The organism is Fructilactobacillus sp. YLN 2412 (assembly GCF_059488745.1).
Genome location: NZ_CM183165.1, coordinates 1,057,452 through 1,073,877, shown reverse-complemented (window position 1 = coordinate 1,073,877; position 16,426 = coordinate 1,057,452). Strand labels below are relative to the sequence as shown.

The window sequence follows — 16,426 nt, the reverse complement described above, 5'->3', positions numbered from 1 at the left end:
TAATGTTAATGTGCTATAAATACTGTTAGAATGGTAGTATCCAATTAATAAAAGGTCAGGAGTTTTAATAATGCAAAGAGGGTTTAAAGTAATTTCAAAAGCAGTTGATTCAGGAATTGAATTGCCCAAACGAGCAACTGAAAATGCTGCAGGTTATGATTTTGCCAGTTCAGTTGATATGGTACTTCCATCTATTTGGAAAATGGGTTTTTTAAAAGCGTTAAAAACTATTCAAGCCAATCAACATTTAGATGATCTAGAATCTGAAGCAGCACAAAAAGTTTTGAAACCGTATTTAATTCCAACGGGGATTAAAGCTTATATGCAACCAAATGAAGTGTTAATTATTGCTAATCGTTCTAGTAATCCGCTTAAAAGAGGGATGATTATTCCCAATGGAATTGGAGTAATTGATGCTGATTATTATGACAACGAAAATAATGAGGGAGAAATTTTCGTTCAAATGATAAATTTTGGAATCAAAGATCGTAAAATAAAAAAAGGCGAACGAATCGGTCAAGGAATTTTCATGCCTTATTTGTTAGCTGATGATGAAACAACACCAAAATCAAAAAGAACCGGTGGATTTGGGTCCTCCGGAAAATAAAGGGTGAGATAAATGAGTAAAACAAAAACTCAGTTTGTATGTTCAAATTGTGGCTATATTTCTCCTAATTACTTAGGTCGTTGTCCTAATTGTGGTGAGTGGAATACATTTGAAGAAGAAAGTGTAACTAAAGCCGATCCACAAAAGGTTAACACCAGTCGAGTTTCATTTGAAGGAAAAAAATCACGTCCTCAATTAATTGATGATGTTGACGCCCACGATGCACCTCGTTTTCAGATTGAATCTAATGAGTTAAACCGGGTATTAGGCGGTGGGATTGTTCCTGGGTCATTGGTTTTGATTGGTGGTGATCCGGGGATTGGAAAATCAACTTTATTACTACAGGTTTCGGGACAGTTAAGTCAGGCTGGAAAACGTATTTTATATGTAACTGGAGAAGAAAGTGCAGATCAGGTTAAGATGAGAGCCGACCGCTTAAAAGTTGACCAAAATGATAATTTGTATGTTTTTCCAGAAACAGACATGACAGCAATTCGAGAAGCAATTGCAAATGTTAAGCCTGATGTCGTAATTGTTGACTCAGTTCAAACAATGCGAGAAGACGAAGTTGCTTCTGCTATTGGCTCGGTTTCACAAGTTCGCGGGGTAACTGCTGATTTAATGAACGTTGCCAAAACCAATAATATTACAATTTTTATTGTAGGCCATGTAACTAAAGGCGGAGCAATAGCTGGACCTAAAACGTTAGAACATATGGTTGATACGGTTTTATATTTTGAAGGCGACAAACATCATTCATATCGCTTATTACGAGCCGTGAAAAATCGATTTGGATCTACCAATGAATTAGGAATATTTGAAATGGCAGATACTGGTTTACATGAAGTGGCGAATCCTTCAGAAATTTTTTTAGAAGAGCGATTACAAAACGCAACTGGCTCTGCAATTGTTGTAGCTATGGAGGGAACCCGTCCCATTTTAGTGGAAATTCAAGCATTAATTACCCCATCTGTATTTGGAAATGCACAACGCACAGCTACTGGAGTTGATCGAAATCGCGTATCATTAATTATGGCAGTTTTAGAAAAACGAGCTGGTTTGATGTTGCAGAATCAAGATGCGTATTTAAAAGCCGCTGGTGGTGTTAAATTAAACGAACCAGCAATTGATTTGGCAATGGCGATTAGTATTGCTTCTAGTTATGAAAATATTAGTACTGATCCACGAGAATGTTATATTGGCGAATTAGGTTTGACTGGGGAAATCAGACGAGTAGATCGAATCGAACAACGAATTCGCGAAGCAGCTAAATTAGGCTTTAAAAGAGTAATTGTACCTAAACATAATTTGGATGGACTTCATGTTCCGGATAATATTGAAGTTGTGGGTGTTACTACTTTACGTGAAGCTCTAAAGACTTCATTAAAAAAATAGTATCAAGACGACTTTATTTTTAGGCTTGATAATTGTAAACTTAACAATAAATAGATAAAGAAAAGAGAGAATTATATTGGCAAATGATAAGATTCGTGTTCGTTATGCACCTAGTCCAACGGGACACTTGCATATTGGTAACGCAAGAACTGCAATTTTTAACTACTTATTTGCTCGCCACTACAAGGGCAAGTTCATTATTAGAATTGAAGATACAGATACTAAACGAAATGTAACTGATGGGGAAAAAAGTCAGCTTGATAATTTAAAATGGCTTGGACTTGACTGGGATGAAGGACCTGATGTTGGTGGTGACTTTGGTCCCTACCGCCAATCGGAACGTCAAGCTACTTATGATCCGTTAATTCAACAACTACTAGATGAAGATAAAGCTTATTACTCATACAAAACTGAAGCAGAATTAGAAGCAGAACGTGAAGAACAAAAAGCACGTGGAGTAATGCCTCATTATGAGTATGAATTTGCGGGAATGACTGCTGAAGAACGTCAAGCAGCGATTGATGAAGCTAAGGCTAAGGGATTAAAACCAGTTATTCGTTTTAGAGTACCAAAGAATAAAACGTATGAATGGGATGACATGGTAAAAGGACATGTTTCCTTTAACTCCGATACTATCGGTGGGGACTTTGTGATTGTCAAACGAGATGGAATGCCTACTTACAATTTTGCAGTAGTTGCTGATGATCACAATATGAAAATTAGTCATATTTTCCGTGGAGATGATCATGTTGCTAACACACCTAAACAGTTAATGATTTATGAAGCGTTTGGCTGGCAGGCACCAAAATTTGGACATATGAGTTTGATTATTAGTGCCGATACGGGTAAGAAGTTGAGTAAACGTGATGAAACTGTTTTGCAATTTATTGAACAATATCACGAACTAGGTTATTTACCCGATGCTTTGTTTAACTTCATTGTTTTATTGGGATGGTCGCCAGTTGGTGAAGACGAAATTTTTACTAAACGACAATTTATTAAAATGTATGATGAATCACGTTTGAGTAAATCACCAGCCACTTTCGATGGTAAGAAGTTAGAATGGATTAATAATCGCTATGTTAAAGATGCTGACGAAGACGTGATTGTTGATGCTGCATTGCGTCAGTTGATTAAAGCAGGTAATCTTCCTCAAAACCCAGATGCTAAAACCATTGAATGGGCGCGTAAATTAATCGATGTCTATCGAAAACAAATGAGTTATATGGCTCAGATTAACGAAATGGCGGGGGTCTTCTTTACTGAACCTGACCAAGTTACAGGAGAAGCTTTAGAAGAAATCAGTAATGATACTGCTCCGATTGTTTTACATGAATTTTCGGAAAAAATTAAACAATTACCAATTTTTGATAAAGTTGAAATTTTAAAAACGATTAAAGCTGTTCAAAAAGATACAGACATTAAGGGACGTAAGTTATGGATGCCAATTCGAATTGCTGTTACCCATGAAATGGAAGGACCAGAACTTCCAGAATCAATCGAATTAATCGGTCGTGATAAAACTTTGCAGCATTTGCAACAAACTTTGGATCAAATTAACAAATAAATAAAATATTTTTTAAATGATTGGTCTAGTAAATAAACTAGGCCTTTTGTTTTGGGAAATCATCGTTTTATTGTGATATGATAGCTGTTAAAGGTAAGTGGAGGTAATCGTTCATGGTATTAAAAGTATATAATTCATTAACTAATAAATTAGAAAATTTTGAACCAATTCAGGCCCGAAAAGTTAGTATGTATGTCTGTGGACCAACAGTTTATAATTATATTCACGTTGGTAATGCTCGTAGTGTAGTAGCATTTGATACAATTAGAAGATATTTTGAATATCTTGGCTATGACGTGAATTATGTTTCAAATTTTACTGATGTAGACGATAAAATGATTAAAGCAGCTGCTGAACAGGGAATTACGGTTTCCGAATTGGCTGATAAGTTTATTAAGGCCTATTTTGAAGATACCAAGGCACTTAATGTGGAACCTGCAATCAAAAATCCACGGGCAACTGATAATATTGCTGATATTATTGCATTTGTGTCTGATTTAATTGATAAAGGCTATGCTTATAGTGTTGATGGCAACGTTTATTATCGTGCTCGAAAGTTTAAAACTTACGGCGAATTAGGTCATGAAGATTTAGATACTCTAGAAAGCGGTGCCAGTCAGCATGTATCTAAAGAAGAGTTAACGCAAAAAGAAGATCCAATTGATTTTGCATTATGGAAAAAAGCAAAGCCAGGAGAAATATCTTGGGATTCTCCATGGGGCAAGGGACGCCCAGGTTGGCATATTGAATGTTCAGTAATGTCCACTAAATATTTAGGGAATAACTTTGATATTCATGGTGGCGGTATTGATTTAGAATTTCCTCATCATGAAAATGAACGAGCGCAGAGTGAAGCAAAAACAGGAGAAAAATTTGTTAACTATTGGTTGCATAATGGTTTTGTAACAGTTGGCGATGATGATGAGAAAATGAGTAAATCATTAGGTAATTTTGTGACTGTGCATGACTTGTTACAAAAAGTCGATCCTGAAGTATTACGTTTTATGATGTCTACGACTCAATATCGACGTCCGGTTCATTTTAGTCAGGATGGAATTAATGAAGCGACCACGAATTTAAGTAAAATTCAAACTGCTTATCGTAATCTTAATTATCGCTTACAAGATGCTGATGATTATAATGATCCCAAAGTTGATCAGGAAGTTCGTCAAATTCAAGCTGATTTTCAAGATGCCATGGATGATGACTTTAACGTTCAGAACGGGATTACTGAAGTTTATGAATTAGCTAAACTAGGTAATGTTTATTCAGAACGTCCGGTGGTTTTTGTAGATACAATCAAATTAATTATGCAAAGATTACAACAATTGACTTCAATTTTTGGAGTAGATTTAAAGGTTGGTTCATTTAGTGATCAAAAAGTTGAAAATTTAATTGAAGAGCGAAATCAAGCACGTGTTGATAAGAATTTTGCTCGTAGCGATGAGATTCGTGAAGAATTAAAAGAACAAGGAATTATTTTAGAGGACACCCCGCAAGGAACCCGATTTAGAAGGGAAAACAAAGCATAAATGAATGAAACAGAACAAAATCTTGAATTCCGTCAATTAAACGGAATCACGTTAGCGTATTTAGGCGATGCAGTTTATGAGGTATATGTAAGAAGACATTTGTTAGACAATGGCATTACTCGCCCGAACCAACTACAACGACGAGCAACTAAATATGTTTCTGCTAAGGCTCAAGCTGGTTTAATTGCATTGATGGAACAAGATGAAAAATTAAATGAAGAAGAATGGTATTTTTATAAGCGTGGACGAAATGCGAAAAGTTATACTCATGCTAAAAATACTAGTGTGGTTACTTATCGTGTTTCAACTGGGTTTGAAGCCTTGTTTGGATTTTTATCATTGAGTAATCAGCAAGATCGTTTAGACGAGTTAGCACAATGGTGTATTGAACAAGTGGATATCGGGAGAGTAATTTATGAAAAATAATGAAGATTTTATCATTGGTAGACATCCAGTGGTAGCTGCATTGAGAAACCCCAATCAAGATATTAATAAGGTCTTTTTACAATCAGGAATTAGTAAAGATGACGAAACTATCCGAACAATTTTGACCCTTGCTAAAGGACGTCATTTGGTTATTTCAAATGTACCCAAATCAAAATTAGATTTAATGTCAGATCATCAAAATCATCAAGGAGTTATGTTGGCAGTAGCAGCTTTTAAATATGCAACGATTGATGATTTATTTGAAAATGCAAAAAAACATGATGAACCACCTTTTTTTGTAATTCTTGATAACGTTGAAGATCCACATAATTTAGGTTCTATTTTAAGAACTGCTGATGCTGCCGGAGTTCATGGACTAATCATTCCCAAACATCGGGCAGTGGGCTTAACTTCAACAGTTGCCAAAACGTCTGCTGGTGCAATTGAACGAGTACCAGTAGCTCGAGTGACTAATTTAGTGAATACTGTTAATGATTTAAAAGAACGTGGAGTTTGGGCTTTTGGAACTGATATGCAAGGAACAGATTATCGTCGCTGGGATGCTAAAGGAGCCTCGGTATTAATTATTGGTAGTGAAGGAAAAGGGATTTCACCCTTGTTGAAAAAACAAGTTGATGAAATGCTGACTATCCCAATGGTAGGTGATATTCAAAGTTTAAACGCATCTGTGGCTGCAGGTTTATTAATGTATCAGGGTTTTAATTCTAGACATCCGCTTTAAAGGTGGAATAAGAATGAAAAAAGAACTATTAATTGTTGATGCGTATAACATTATTGGCAGCTGGCAACATTTGAACCAAATGAAGTTGACCAATCAGCTTCCCGAGGCACGAGATGAACTTTTAAAGGAACTATCTGAGTATCAAAAATATAGTGGAAAAGAAATCATTGTGGTTTTTGATGCGATGTATGTGCCAGGTTTGTCTAAATCATCGAAACGAAAAAACTTAGAAGTAGTGTGGACAAGTAAAGATGAAACTGCTGATAGTTATATTGAGAAACTAGCAGCTCATGAACAGTCATTATTTACACAAGTAGAAGTGGCAACTAGTGATCATGCAGAGCAGTGGACAATTTTCAGTGCTGGTGCCTTACGCGTTTCGGGTCAAGATTTGTTACGAGACGTTAAATTGGCTAAAAAAGAGATTAAACGAATTACTAAAAATTATTATCATGAAAAAACGAGGAATCGTATTTCGTTTAATGATCAACAAATGAAAAATTTAAGTGAATTACGGGATAAATTATCTAAGAATTAGTGGATTTTCACTAATTCTTATTTTTTTATGTTTATTTATTAGCTGTTTTGAAATGTTTTTTAATTGGTACAAGGATTAAACGAGTTTTTGAACAATCGTTCTCTTGTGAGCTCACTGGTTTATTAAGTAAGTTTATAAAAAAACGTTTTCACGGGAGAATAGTATGAATTTTGCAAATGCCAACTGTAAGTGTGATCCAAAATTAATTATTGATGCACAAATAAATGATGATAGTTTTGAAATCTTGTTTCATCAATTTTCACCAGTTTATTTAAAACTTTGGAATGAATTTTACCTTAACGATATGGAACTTTGTGATTGGGGACAGGAAGCAGCCATTGTTTTTTATTATACGATTCGCAAGTACGATTTTGAAAAACGCGTGACTTTCGGTAGTTTTTATAAAACTAATTTGAGAAATCGCTTATATGATATTTTGCGAAAAAAGCGGGCGAAAAAGAGAGTTCCAGCTCGGATGCAAGCTTCATTCAGTAATTATGCTGAATTTTATGCCGAAACAATTCAAGATGAAACCGCACTTAATCCGCTTTCAATGTGTGAGTTTTATGAAAATGTTTCATTAGTCTGTAAAAACTGTTCCAGGTTTGAACGAGAAGTTTTGGTTTCGGCACTCAGACATACTTCTCTGGATCAAATTGCAAGTGAACAACAAGTTTCAGTATCTAAAGTTAATAGTGCATTATTACGTTGCAGACGTAAGTATCGCCAACAAACCTGTTTGACGACTGAGATAATTGATGATAAAGTTAAGTGCGTATAAAGAGGAGTGTAGTTGATGTCTCAAAAGAAGATTACATTGGAATGTTCTGTTTGTGGCGCTAGAAACTACACCATGAATGGCAGTAGTAAACGTGAACAACGATTAGAACTAAAAAAATATTGCAAACACTGTGGTAAAAACACATTACACAAAGAAACGCGCTAGGGAGATTTGAGTATGAAACGTTTATGGAACTTTTTAAAGAGTGTTGTAAAAGAAATGAAGTTAGTTACGTGGCCTGGTCCAAAACAGACTAGAATTGATACTATTACGGTTATTGGTACAACTATCTTTTTCACTATTTTCCTAGGTCTGATTGATTGGGGATTAGAAACTATCTTGCTTAGATTGGGTTAAACTAGCGAATCGAATTAAATTCTGTTATAGTTTATTTTAAGAACTTCGTGTGCGCGAGGTTTTTTTATTTTGATTTAAATGTATTTTGATTTAAGTGAAGGAGATAGTTCAAATTGGTAGAATCAGTCGAAAAACAATGGTATGTTCTTCATACTTATTCTGGATATGAAAATAAAGTTAAAGAAAATCTTGAATCAAGAAGAGATTCAATGGGCATGCAAGATTTCATTTTTGACATTGTTGTTCCAGAAACGGAAAAACATGAAGTGAAAAACGGAAAAGACAAAGTTGTGATGGATAAAACCTTCCCTGGGTATGTTTTGGTACAAATGGTAATGACCAACCGAGCTTGGTATGTTGTTAGAAATACTCCTGGAGTTACTGGATTTATTGGATCACATGGACAAGGTTCAAAACCTAATCCATTATTGCCAGACGAAGTTGATCGGGTAATGGAAAACCTTGGCATGAAACAAAATATACAACCGCTTGACAGTCAAGTTGGTGATACAGTTACCATCACTGAAGGAGCTTTTAAAGATCTTTCTGGCAAAATTACTAGTATTGATAATGAGAAGGGCAAGTTAAAAGTTAATATTGATATGTTTGGTAGAGAAACTAGTACTGAGCTTGATTTTAATCAAGTTAAACCAATTGCTCATGAGTAAAAATAAGTATACTTGTTTCTAATGTTTTAATATGTTATATTATTCTAGTGTATTTATGCATAATCAACGTGGGAGAAGAAATTTAGTCTTCATTTACCACACACGGACTTAAGGAGGTATGTCTCGTGGCTAAAAAAGTAGCTGATATCGTAAAGTTACAAATTGCAGCGGGTAAAGCAACACCTGCTCCACCAGTTGGACCTGCATTAGGTCAAGCCGGTGTTAACATCATGGAATTTACAAAGGATTTCAACGCACGTACTGCTGATCAAGCAGGAATGTTGATTCCAGTTGTAATTACTGTTTATGAAGATCATTCATTTGACTTCGTAACTAAAACTCCACCAGCTGCTGTTCTTTTAAAGAAAGCAGCCGGAGTTGAATCAGGTTCTGGCGAACCTAACACTAAGAAGGTCGCAAAAGTTACAAAAGACCAAGTGAAGGAAATTGCTGAAACCAAAATGCAAGATCTAAACGCGGCTGATGTAGAAGCAGCTATGCGTATGATTGAAGGTACTGCACGTAGTATGGGATTCACTGTTGAAGGTTAATTTCTAGTATGTTGTAGGACGCTGTACTATCAAAAGGTAGTGCGTGAAAGTGGGAGGATTTTCTTTCCGTCATAACCACATTTGCAAGGAGGAAGTTACATGACTCGTAAAAGAGGTAAGAAGTATAGAGATGCTGCTGAACAAATCGACAAGAGTAAAGCATACCCTGTTGATGAAGCGGTAAAACTCGTTCAAAAATTAGATAGTGCTAACTTTGATGATTCAATCGAAGTTGTTATTAAATTAAATGTTGATACTAAACAAGCTGATCAACAATTACGTGGTGCCGTAGTTTTACCTAACGGTACTGGTAAAGATCAAAAAGTTGTAGTATTTGCTAAGGGTGAAAAAGCTAAAGAAGCTGAAGCTGCTGGTGCAGATGTCGTAGGTGAAGAAGATTTAGCTCAAAAAATCATGGATGGTTGGTTAGACTTTGATGTCGCTGTTTCTACTCCAGATATGATGGCTCAAGTAGGTCGTTTAGGTCGAGTACTTGGTCCTAAAGGATTAATGCCTAACCCTAAAACTGGTACAGTTACAATGGATGTTGAAAAGGCCGTTAAGGATGCTAAGGCTGGTAAAGTTACTTACCGTACTGACCGTGATGGAAACATTGCTGTTGCAATTGGTAAAGCTTCATTTGATCCAGACAAATTAGTAGAAAACTTTAAGACCATTGAAAATATTTTAGTTAAGAACCGTCCTGCTTCAGTTCACGGAACTTACATTCAAAATATTTCTGTATCATCAACATTTGGTCCTGGCGTTAAAGTTACACCAGAATCATTTTAAAGTTTTGATCTAAATAAATCCCTGATTGACTAATTTTTATCATTATGATAAATTGTTAATTGAATATGAATCGCCTAAGACTCAGGTGGCTTAATTGCCTTAATCATACCTGCCGAGGAGTTTAACGACTTTTCCTTATGTTTTGGCGAGCATAGGGATTTTTTATTAGGTCCCAAAATACATTGGGAGGTGAATTTTATGCCAAAGAAAGAAGTTATTGATGCCAAAGCCAAGAAGGTTGACGAAGTTGCTAATGACTTTACAGAAGCTGTTTCAGCAATCGTAGTTAACTCACGTGGTTTGACAGTTGCACAAGACACCGAATTACGTAAGGAATTACGTGAAAGTGGTGTTAAGTTAATGGTTATTAAAAACAAAATCTTAGAACGTGCTGCTGATAAGAGTGGTTACGAAGATTTGAAAGATATTTTTAATGGACCAAGTGCAGTTGCATTCTCAGATGAGGATCCAGTTGCCCCTGCTAAGATTTTGAAGAAATTTGCTGATGATAACGATGCTCTTGAAATTAAGGGTGGAATTATTGAAGGTGAAGTTGCTCCAATCGATAAGATTAACGAATTTGCTACATTGCCTAGTCGTGAAGAATTACTTGCAACACTTGCTAATGTATTACAAGCACCTGTTCGTAAAGTTGCATATGCTGTTAAAGCTGTTGCAGAAAAAGAAACAGACGATGGCGACGCTGCTTAAATTAAAAATTAATGTCCTAATAGGAGGAATATAAAATGGCTTTTGATAAAGATAGTATTATTGCACAATTAAAAGATGCCTCAATTACTGATTTAAATGATTTGGTAAAGGCAATCGAAGACGAATTTGATGTTTCAGCTGCTGCTCCAGTTGCTGCTGCAGGTGCTGCAGGTGGCGACGGTGCTGCTAAGAGTTCATTTGATGTTGAATTAACTTCAGGTGGTTCTGGTAAAATTAAAGTTATCAAGGCTCTTAAGGAAATTACTGGTCTTGGTTTGAAAGAATGTAAAGAAATGGTTGATGGTGCACCATCAGTTGTTAAAGAAGGTCTTTCTGAAGATGATGCTAACGACATCAAGGAAAAACTTGAAGCTCAAGGCGCAACAGTTACCCTTAAATAATTTAACTTTAGATAAAATAAAGAAGGATGTGTGTATTTCACACATCCTTTTTTACTATCATGGTTGTTACTTTTGAATTAAATTGAGATAATTAAGGCGACCATAAACTTTGGAGGAAACCTTTGAAAAAATTTGCAAAAAAAATAGTTGATTTATTCAATAAATATCTTAATATTATAAAAATTGTATTTCTAATTGTAGTAATTGGATTTGTTATTTTTGAAGCGCATGACATTTTAAAACAAATTAATGGCCAACAAATGAAACAGAGTTTAGCTTCGCAATCACCATTGCATTTGCTAATTATGACAATATTAGGACTATTAGCTGTCACCCCAATGTTGATTTATGATTTTACCTTTACAGAATTTTTACCAGGTAAGTTTAAACCATTATATGTAATTAAAAGTGGTTGGATTACCAATACTTTTACAAATATTGCTGGTTTTGGAGGATTTTTGGGAGCTAGTTTACGGGCTAGTTTTTATAGCAAAGATGCTACTAAAAAACAAATCTTGTATGGTATTTCTAAAATTGCGTTGTTCTTATTAGCAGGTCTATCAACTTATTGTTTAGTTTCATTAGTATTAATTTTTGGTTTTGGTATTGGTCATCAATTTGCTGGTTATTGGATTTTATTACTAGGCGGTGGAATTTATTTTCCAATTATTTTTATAGTAACAAGATTAAACAATTCAGAATTTTTCGCTGACTTAACCATTAGTCGCGAAGTACAACTAATTGTTGGTTCATGTTTAGAATGGGGTTCTTGTGGAGCATTATTTTTAATTATTGGTAGTTTTATGCATCTGCATATTAATTTAATCAATGTTTTTCCACTTTTTGTTGCTGCCAATGTCATTGGTGTAATTTCGATGCTGCCAGGTGGGCTAGGGACATTTGATGCAACCATGATTTTAGGCTTAGGAGTACTTGGTATTTCACCCACTGTTGCTACAGTCTGGGTTTTACTTTATCGAGTCTTTTATTACTTTATTCCTTTTGCAATTGGAATTGTCTTGTTTGCACATGAACTTTGGCAACGATTTAATAAATTTTTAGATGAAATTCCCGATAATATTATTCAGCGTTCATCTCAACTGATTATTACGGTGTTTATGTATTTTTCTGGGATTATGATGATTTTATTAGCGACGGTTCCTAACGTCGTGTTAGTTAATCCATTGTATCTATCATTAGCACCATTTACTTTGTACTTTTTAGGACAGCTTTCAAATGTAATTATTGGATGTTTACTAATTGGATTAGCTCGTGGCGTTGGTTCACGAGTTAGAAAAGCTTTTTGGCCTACGGTTGCCTTATTGATTTTTGCAATTGGAAATACCTTATGGAAAGAAGACTTTCCTCTTCATTTAGCAATCTTTTTGTGTTTTATTTTAATTTGTTTATGGTTTGCTAGAAAAGGAATGTATCGAAAACGATTAACTTATTCATGGGGAGCATTGATTACCGATGCAGCCATCTTTTTAGCTGCTTTTGCAGTTTATTGTTTGGTTGGAGTATATATGGGAAATGGTCATTCTCCAATCAAAGTTAGTAATGCACATCTTTTACCATCACAACAAGTTTGGATTGTTGGACTAATTGGTTTTATTATTGCAATTTGTATTTTGTACGCTTTATATCGATTTTTAACTTATTCTAATACGTCTTGGCTATATCAACCATTTGATCAAGAACGAGTTCGAAAAGTTATTGAAGAATATGGTGGTAATGAAGTTAGTCATTTGGTCTTTTTACGTGATAAAAAAGTATATTTTTATACTGAAGATGGAAAAGATCAGGTTGTTTTTATGTATAAACAAAAAGCTAATAAACTGATTGTGATGGGTGAGCCGTTTGGAAATAAAGATAAATTAAATGCAGCCATTGATAAATTTATGATTGATGCTGATAATATCGATTTGACTTTAGTATTTTATGAAGTTGGCGAATCATTGACCCTGTTGTTACACGATAAAGGATTTGATTTTATTAAAGCTGGTGAAGAAGGTCAAGTTGATTTAAAAAACTTTACTTTATCTGGTAAAAGACATCGTGGCGAGCGAGCTTTAATGCATAAATTTGATCGGGAAGGATTTCATTTTGAAATCCTACAACCGCCTTTTAGTTCGGAATTAATGGATAAATTAAAGAAAATTTCTGATGAATGGCTAAAAGGTCGTGATGAAAAAGGTTTTTCACTCGGGTTCTTTGATCCATATTATTTAAATCAAGCGCCAATGGCTGTAATTAGTGATAAAGATGATCATATTGTTGCATTTGCAAATATTATGCCTACCGGAGATCATGTAATGACATCAATTGATTTAATGAGATCAGGCGATGATGCACCTTCTGGGATTATGGATGCTATTTTCATTGATTTATTTAAATATTCCATGGATGAAGGTTATCAATGGTTTAACCTGGGAATGGCACCACTTGCTAATGTTGGTAATTCAAGGTTTAGTTTTATTAATGATAAAATTGCTCATTTGATTTACGAATATGGCGATGCATTCTATAGTTTCCAAGGATTACGTTCTTATAAACAAAAATATGTTGATAAATGGGAATCAAAATATTTTGTCTATCGCAAAAATAATTCATTGGTATTTACGATGCTGCAATTATTAGAAGTTGTTAACGAACGACCAAATAGATTATAACAAAAAGTTTCGGAATATTTCCGAAACTTTTTTGTTTTAATGGTTGACAGTTCGGTTTTTGTTAGTTAAACTCTTAATAACAAAATCAAATAAAAAAAGTAAAAGTTGAGTATAAACTAAAATTTCTCAGAGAGTTCTTGGTTGGTGAAAAAGAATGAAGTTGAAGTTTAGAAAATGGACTTTAAATTACTTTGTTGGTGAATAATTAGCTAACAACGGGTTTGTTACCGATATCATCACAAGGTTATACTGAAGCATATTTCAGTGCAACTTATAGAGATATGTTTTGTGAAAAATATATAAACTAAGGTGGTATCGCGATTACACTCGTCCTTTTATGAGGACGGGTGTTTTTTATTTGCTTTCAGTTAAGGAGGGGAAAATATGGACAAGCACCAACGTAAGAAACATTTAGCTCGAGAAATGACATCTAGGCAAGTTTTGATGATTTCTTTGGGCGGAGTAATCGGAACGGGTTTGTTTTTAAGTTCTGGGTATACCATTCATGAAGCAGGGCCAATTGGAACCATTATTGCTTATTTAATTGGGGCAATCATTGTATATTTAGTAATGCTTTGTTTAGGGGAACTATCGGTAGCTATGCCTGAAACTGGTTCATTTCACGTATATGCACAAAAATATTTGGGGAAAAGTGCAGGTTTTGTAGTGGCAATTTTATACTGGTTAACTTGGACAATTGCACTAGGTTCAGAATTCACAGCCGCCGGTTTAATTATGCAACATTGGTTTCCTAATATTCCAACTTGGATTTGGAGTTTTGGACTGATTATTTTGATTTTTGTTATTAATGCATTTTCAGTCAAGTTGTTTGCTGAAACTGAATTTTGGTTTTCAAGTGTTAAAGTGGCTGCAATTGTTGCTTTTATATTGTTAGGGTCAGCCGCAATCTTTGGCATATTTAGCTTTCATGGAACTCATCAAGTTATTGGGTTTAAAAACTTTTATGCACATGGTTGGTTTCCTAATGGATTTAGCGGTGTGTTCACAACGATGTTAACCGTTAATTTTGCTTTTTCAGGCACTGAATTGATTGGAATTACAGCGGGTGAAACTAAAAATCCAGCTACCACAATTCCTAAAGCAATTAAAACAACCTTGTGGCGTTTAATTATCTTCTTTATTGGCAGTATGATTGTGATGAGTGCTTTGATTCCATATCAACAAGCAGGTGTTACTCAGAGTCCTTTTGTGCTTATTTTTTCCGAAATGGGAATTCCATTTGCTGCTGACATTATGAATTTAGTCGTTTTAACAGCAATTATTTCAGCTGCTAATTCGGGATTATATGCTTCAACTAGGATGTTATGGTCCCTAGCAAATGAGGGATTAATTTCTAAAGTGTTTCAAAAAACTAATCGTCATGAGATTCCTATCTATGCCCTAACAGCTAGTATGATTGGTGGTATTTTTGCTTTATTTTCAGCAGTTTATGCTGCAGGTTCAGTCTATTTGGTATTAGTTTCAATTTCTGGTTTGGCAGTTGTGTTTGTATGGATGGCAATTGCTCTGTCAGAATTGCAATTTAGAAAAAAATATCTTGCAAGTGGTAAAAAGTTAAGTGATCTTGCATATCGAACCCCATTTTATCCTTGGACTCCGATTGCTGCTTTTGTTTTATGTTTTTTATCCTGCATTTTAATTTGGTTTGATCCAAATCAAAGAATTGCATTGTATTATACAATTCCATTTGTTTTAATTTGTTACATATTTTATGAAGTTAAACTTAAACACGAAAGAAGGAAAGGGGTCGCACATGACAAAGGAAGCCGTTAAGCAAAGACTAAAACAAAGATTAGTGTTAGATGGGGCTATGGGAACCGAGCTAGAAAAATTAGGTGTTAAAACGAATGATGAACTATGGTCCGCGAACGCATTAATTGATAATCCTGAGGCAATTTATCAAGTTCATGCCAGTTATTTTAAAGCAGGAGCTGACATTGCAATTACGGATACCTATCAAGCTAATGTAGTAGCATTTGCTAAAAATGGAATTAAGCATGATGAGGCAATCGAGTTAATAAAATCAGGAGTTAAAATTGCTAAACAGGCTCGTGATGATTATAATTCTAATGGATTAGTTGCTGGATGTGTTGGTCCATATGGGGCCTATTTAGCTAATGGAGCAGAATATACCGGTAATTATGAGTTATCTTTTCATGATTATCAGAATTTTCATCAAGAAAAGATTGAAACATTAATAGATTCAGGATCCGATTTATTATCAATTGACACTATTCCAAATTTTCAAGAAGTCAAAGCTTTAGTAAAAATTATTAATGACTTACCGGATAAAATTCCGTATTGGATTAGTTTAAGTATCAAAGATGCAACGAAATTAGGTGATGGAACGGATTTAAGAGTTGTGATTAAATGGTTAACTCAGCAGGATAATATAGATGGAATTGGCGTTAATTGTACAAAAATTGAAAATATTACTCCAATTATAAAATTGATACGTAATATTTCTAATTTACCAATTGTAGTTTATCCTAACCCTGGCGATATTTATAATCCTAAAACTAAAACTTGGACTACAGTTCCACATGTGGATACTTTTCAACAAGAAGTACCTAATTGGTTAGCTCAAGGTGCTACTATTATTGGAGGATGTTGTCGGACGACTCCTGAAGATATTGCACAAATTGCAAAAATATTAAAAAAATAA

At 34.6% G+C, this 16,426-nt stretch carries 18 protein-coding genes and 2 other annotated features; all 18 genes read left to right on the top strand.

Annotation, left to right across the window (positions count from 1 at the left end):
• Positions 1–70: 70 nt before the first annotated feature.
• The 18 genes from AC0GLR_RS05450 (at position 71) to mmuM (ending at position 16,426) form a co-directional block, all read left to right on the top strand.
• A complete protein-coding gene (locus AC0GLR_RS05450; RefSeq protein ID WP_495604460.1) occupies positions 71–607 on the top strand; it encodes a dCTP deaminase/dUTPase family protein in 537 nt (178 codons plus the stop codon).
• 12 nt (positions 608–619) lie between these two features.
• Positions 620–2,002, top strand: coding sequence for a DNA repair protein RadA (gene radA, locus AC0GLR_RS05445; protein WP_495604459.1), 1,383 nt, complete (start codon positions 620–622; stop codon positions 2,000–2,002).
• Between the two features lie 76 nt (positions 2,003–2,078).
• Positions 2,079–3,569, top strand: a complete 1,491-nt coding sequence (gltX, locus tag AC0GLR_RS05440; RefSeq protein WP_495604458.1) for a glutamate--tRNA ligase — start codon at positions 2,079–2,081, stop codon at positions 3,567–3,569.
• A 113-nt stretch (positions 3,570–3,682) separates the two neighbouring features.
• Entirely contained in the window at positions 3,683–5,101 is a 1,419-nt protein-coding gene (cysS, locus tag AC0GLR_RS05435) for a cysteine--tRNA ligase (protein ID WP_495604457.1), read from the top strand.
• Positions 5,102–5,527: a Mini-ribonuclease 3 gene (locus AC0GLR_RS05430; RefSeq protein WP_495604456.1), complete on the top strand. Its 426-nt coding sequence runs from the start codon at positions 5,102–5,104 to the stop codon at positions 5,525–5,527.
• A complete protein-coding gene (gene rlmB, locus AC0GLR_RS05425; protein ID WP_495604455.1) occupies positions 5,517–6,269 on the top strand; it encodes a 23S rRNA (guanosine(2251)-2'-O)-methyltransferase RlmB in 753 nt (250 codons plus the stop codon). The genes AC0GLR_RS05430 and rlmB overlap by 11 nt, the downstream gene beginning before the upstream one ends.
• Positions 6,270–6,282: 13 nt before the next feature.
• A complete protein-coding gene (locus tag AC0GLR_RS05420) occupies positions 6,283–6,807 on the top strand; it encodes an NYN domain-containing protein (RefSeq protein WP_495604454.1) in 525 nt (174 codons plus the stop codon).
• Positions 6,808–6,970: 163 nt separating this feature from the next.
• On the top strand, positions 6,971–7,588 hold the full coding sequence (locus AC0GLR_RS05415) for a sigma-70 family RNA polymerase sigma factor (RefSeq protein ID WP_495604453.1): 618 nt from the start codon (positions 6,971–6,973) through the stop codon (positions 7,586–7,588).
• Between the two features lie 15 nt (positions 7,589–7,603).
• Positions 7,604–7,753, top strand: coding sequence for a 50S ribosomal protein L33 (gene rpmG / locus AC0GLR_RS05410; protein ID WP_495604452.1), 150 nt, complete (start codon positions 7,604–7,606; stop codon positions 7,751–7,753).
• 12 nt (positions 7,754–7,765) lie between these two features.
• Positions 7,766–7,945, top strand: a complete 180-nt coding sequence (secE, locus tag AC0GLR_RS05405) for a preprotein translocase subunit SecE (RefSeq protein WP_495604451.1) — start codon at positions 7,766–7,768, stop codon at positions 7,943–7,945.
• 113 nt (positions 7,946–8,058) lie between these two features.
• Entirely contained in the window at positions 8,059–8,613 is a 555-nt protein-coding gene (gene nusG / locus AC0GLR_RS05400; RefSeq protein WP_054646384.1) for a transcription termination/antitermination protein NusG, read from the top strand.
• Between the two features lie 125 nt (positions 8,614–8,738).
• Positions 8,739–9,164 (top strand): 50S ribosomal protein L11, encoded by a 426-nt coding sequence (gene rplK / locus AC0GLR_RS05395; protein WP_495604450.1) that lies wholly within the window; start codon positions 8,739–8,741, stop codon positions 9,162–9,164.
• A 99-nt stretch (positions 9,165–9,263) separates the two neighbouring features.
• The gene (gene rplA, locus AC0GLR_RS05390) at positions 9,264–9,956 is read left to right on the top strand and encodes a 50S ribosomal protein L1 (protein ID WP_495604449.1); all 693 of its coding nucleotides are present in this window, start codon (positions 9,264–9,266) and stop codon (positions 9,954–9,956) included.
• A 55-nt stretch (positions 9,957–10,011) separates the two neighbouring features.
• Positions 10,012–10,129 (top strand) — a sequence feature (ribosomal protein L10 leader region).
• A gap of 25 nt (positions 10,130–10,154) precedes the next feature.
• Positions 10,155–10,667 carry a 50S ribosomal protein L10 gene (gene rplJ, locus AC0GLR_RS05385; protein WP_495604448.1) on the top strand — a complete coding sequence of 171 codons (513 nt, stop codon included), beginning with the start codon at positions 10,155–10,157 and terminating at the stop codon, positions 10,665–10,667.
• 35 nt (positions 10,668–10,702) lie between these two features.
• On the top strand, positions 10,703–11,068 hold the full coding sequence (gene rplL, locus AC0GLR_RS05380; RefSeq protein WP_495604447.1) for a 50S ribosomal protein L7/L12: 366 nt from the start codon (positions 10,703–10,705) through the stop codon (positions 11,066–11,068).
• A gap of 122 nt (positions 11,069–11,190) precedes the next feature.
• Positions 11,191–13,740 (top strand): bifunctional lysylphosphatidylglycerol flippase/synthetase MprF, encoded by a 2,550-nt coding sequence (gene mprF / locus AC0GLR_RS05375; RefSeq protein ID WP_495604446.1) that lies wholly within the window; start codon positions 11,191–11,193, stop codon positions 13,738–13,740.
• Between the two features lie 87 nt (positions 13,741–13,827).
• Positions 13,828–14,078: a binding site (T-box leader), on the top strand.
• A gap of 46 nt (positions 14,079–14,124) precedes the next feature.
• A complete protein-coding gene (locus AC0GLR_RS05370; RefSeq protein WP_495604445.1) occupies positions 14,125–15,534 on the top strand; it encodes an amino acid permease in 1,410 nt (469 codons plus the stop codon).
• Positions 15,515–16,426 (top strand): homocysteine S-methyltransferase, encoded by a 912-nt coding sequence (mmuM, locus tag AC0GLR_RS05365; protein ID WP_495604444.1) that lies wholly within the window; start codon positions 15,515–15,517, stop codon positions 16,424–16,426. The genes AC0GLR_RS05370 and mmuM overlap by 20 nt, the downstream gene beginning before the upstream one ends.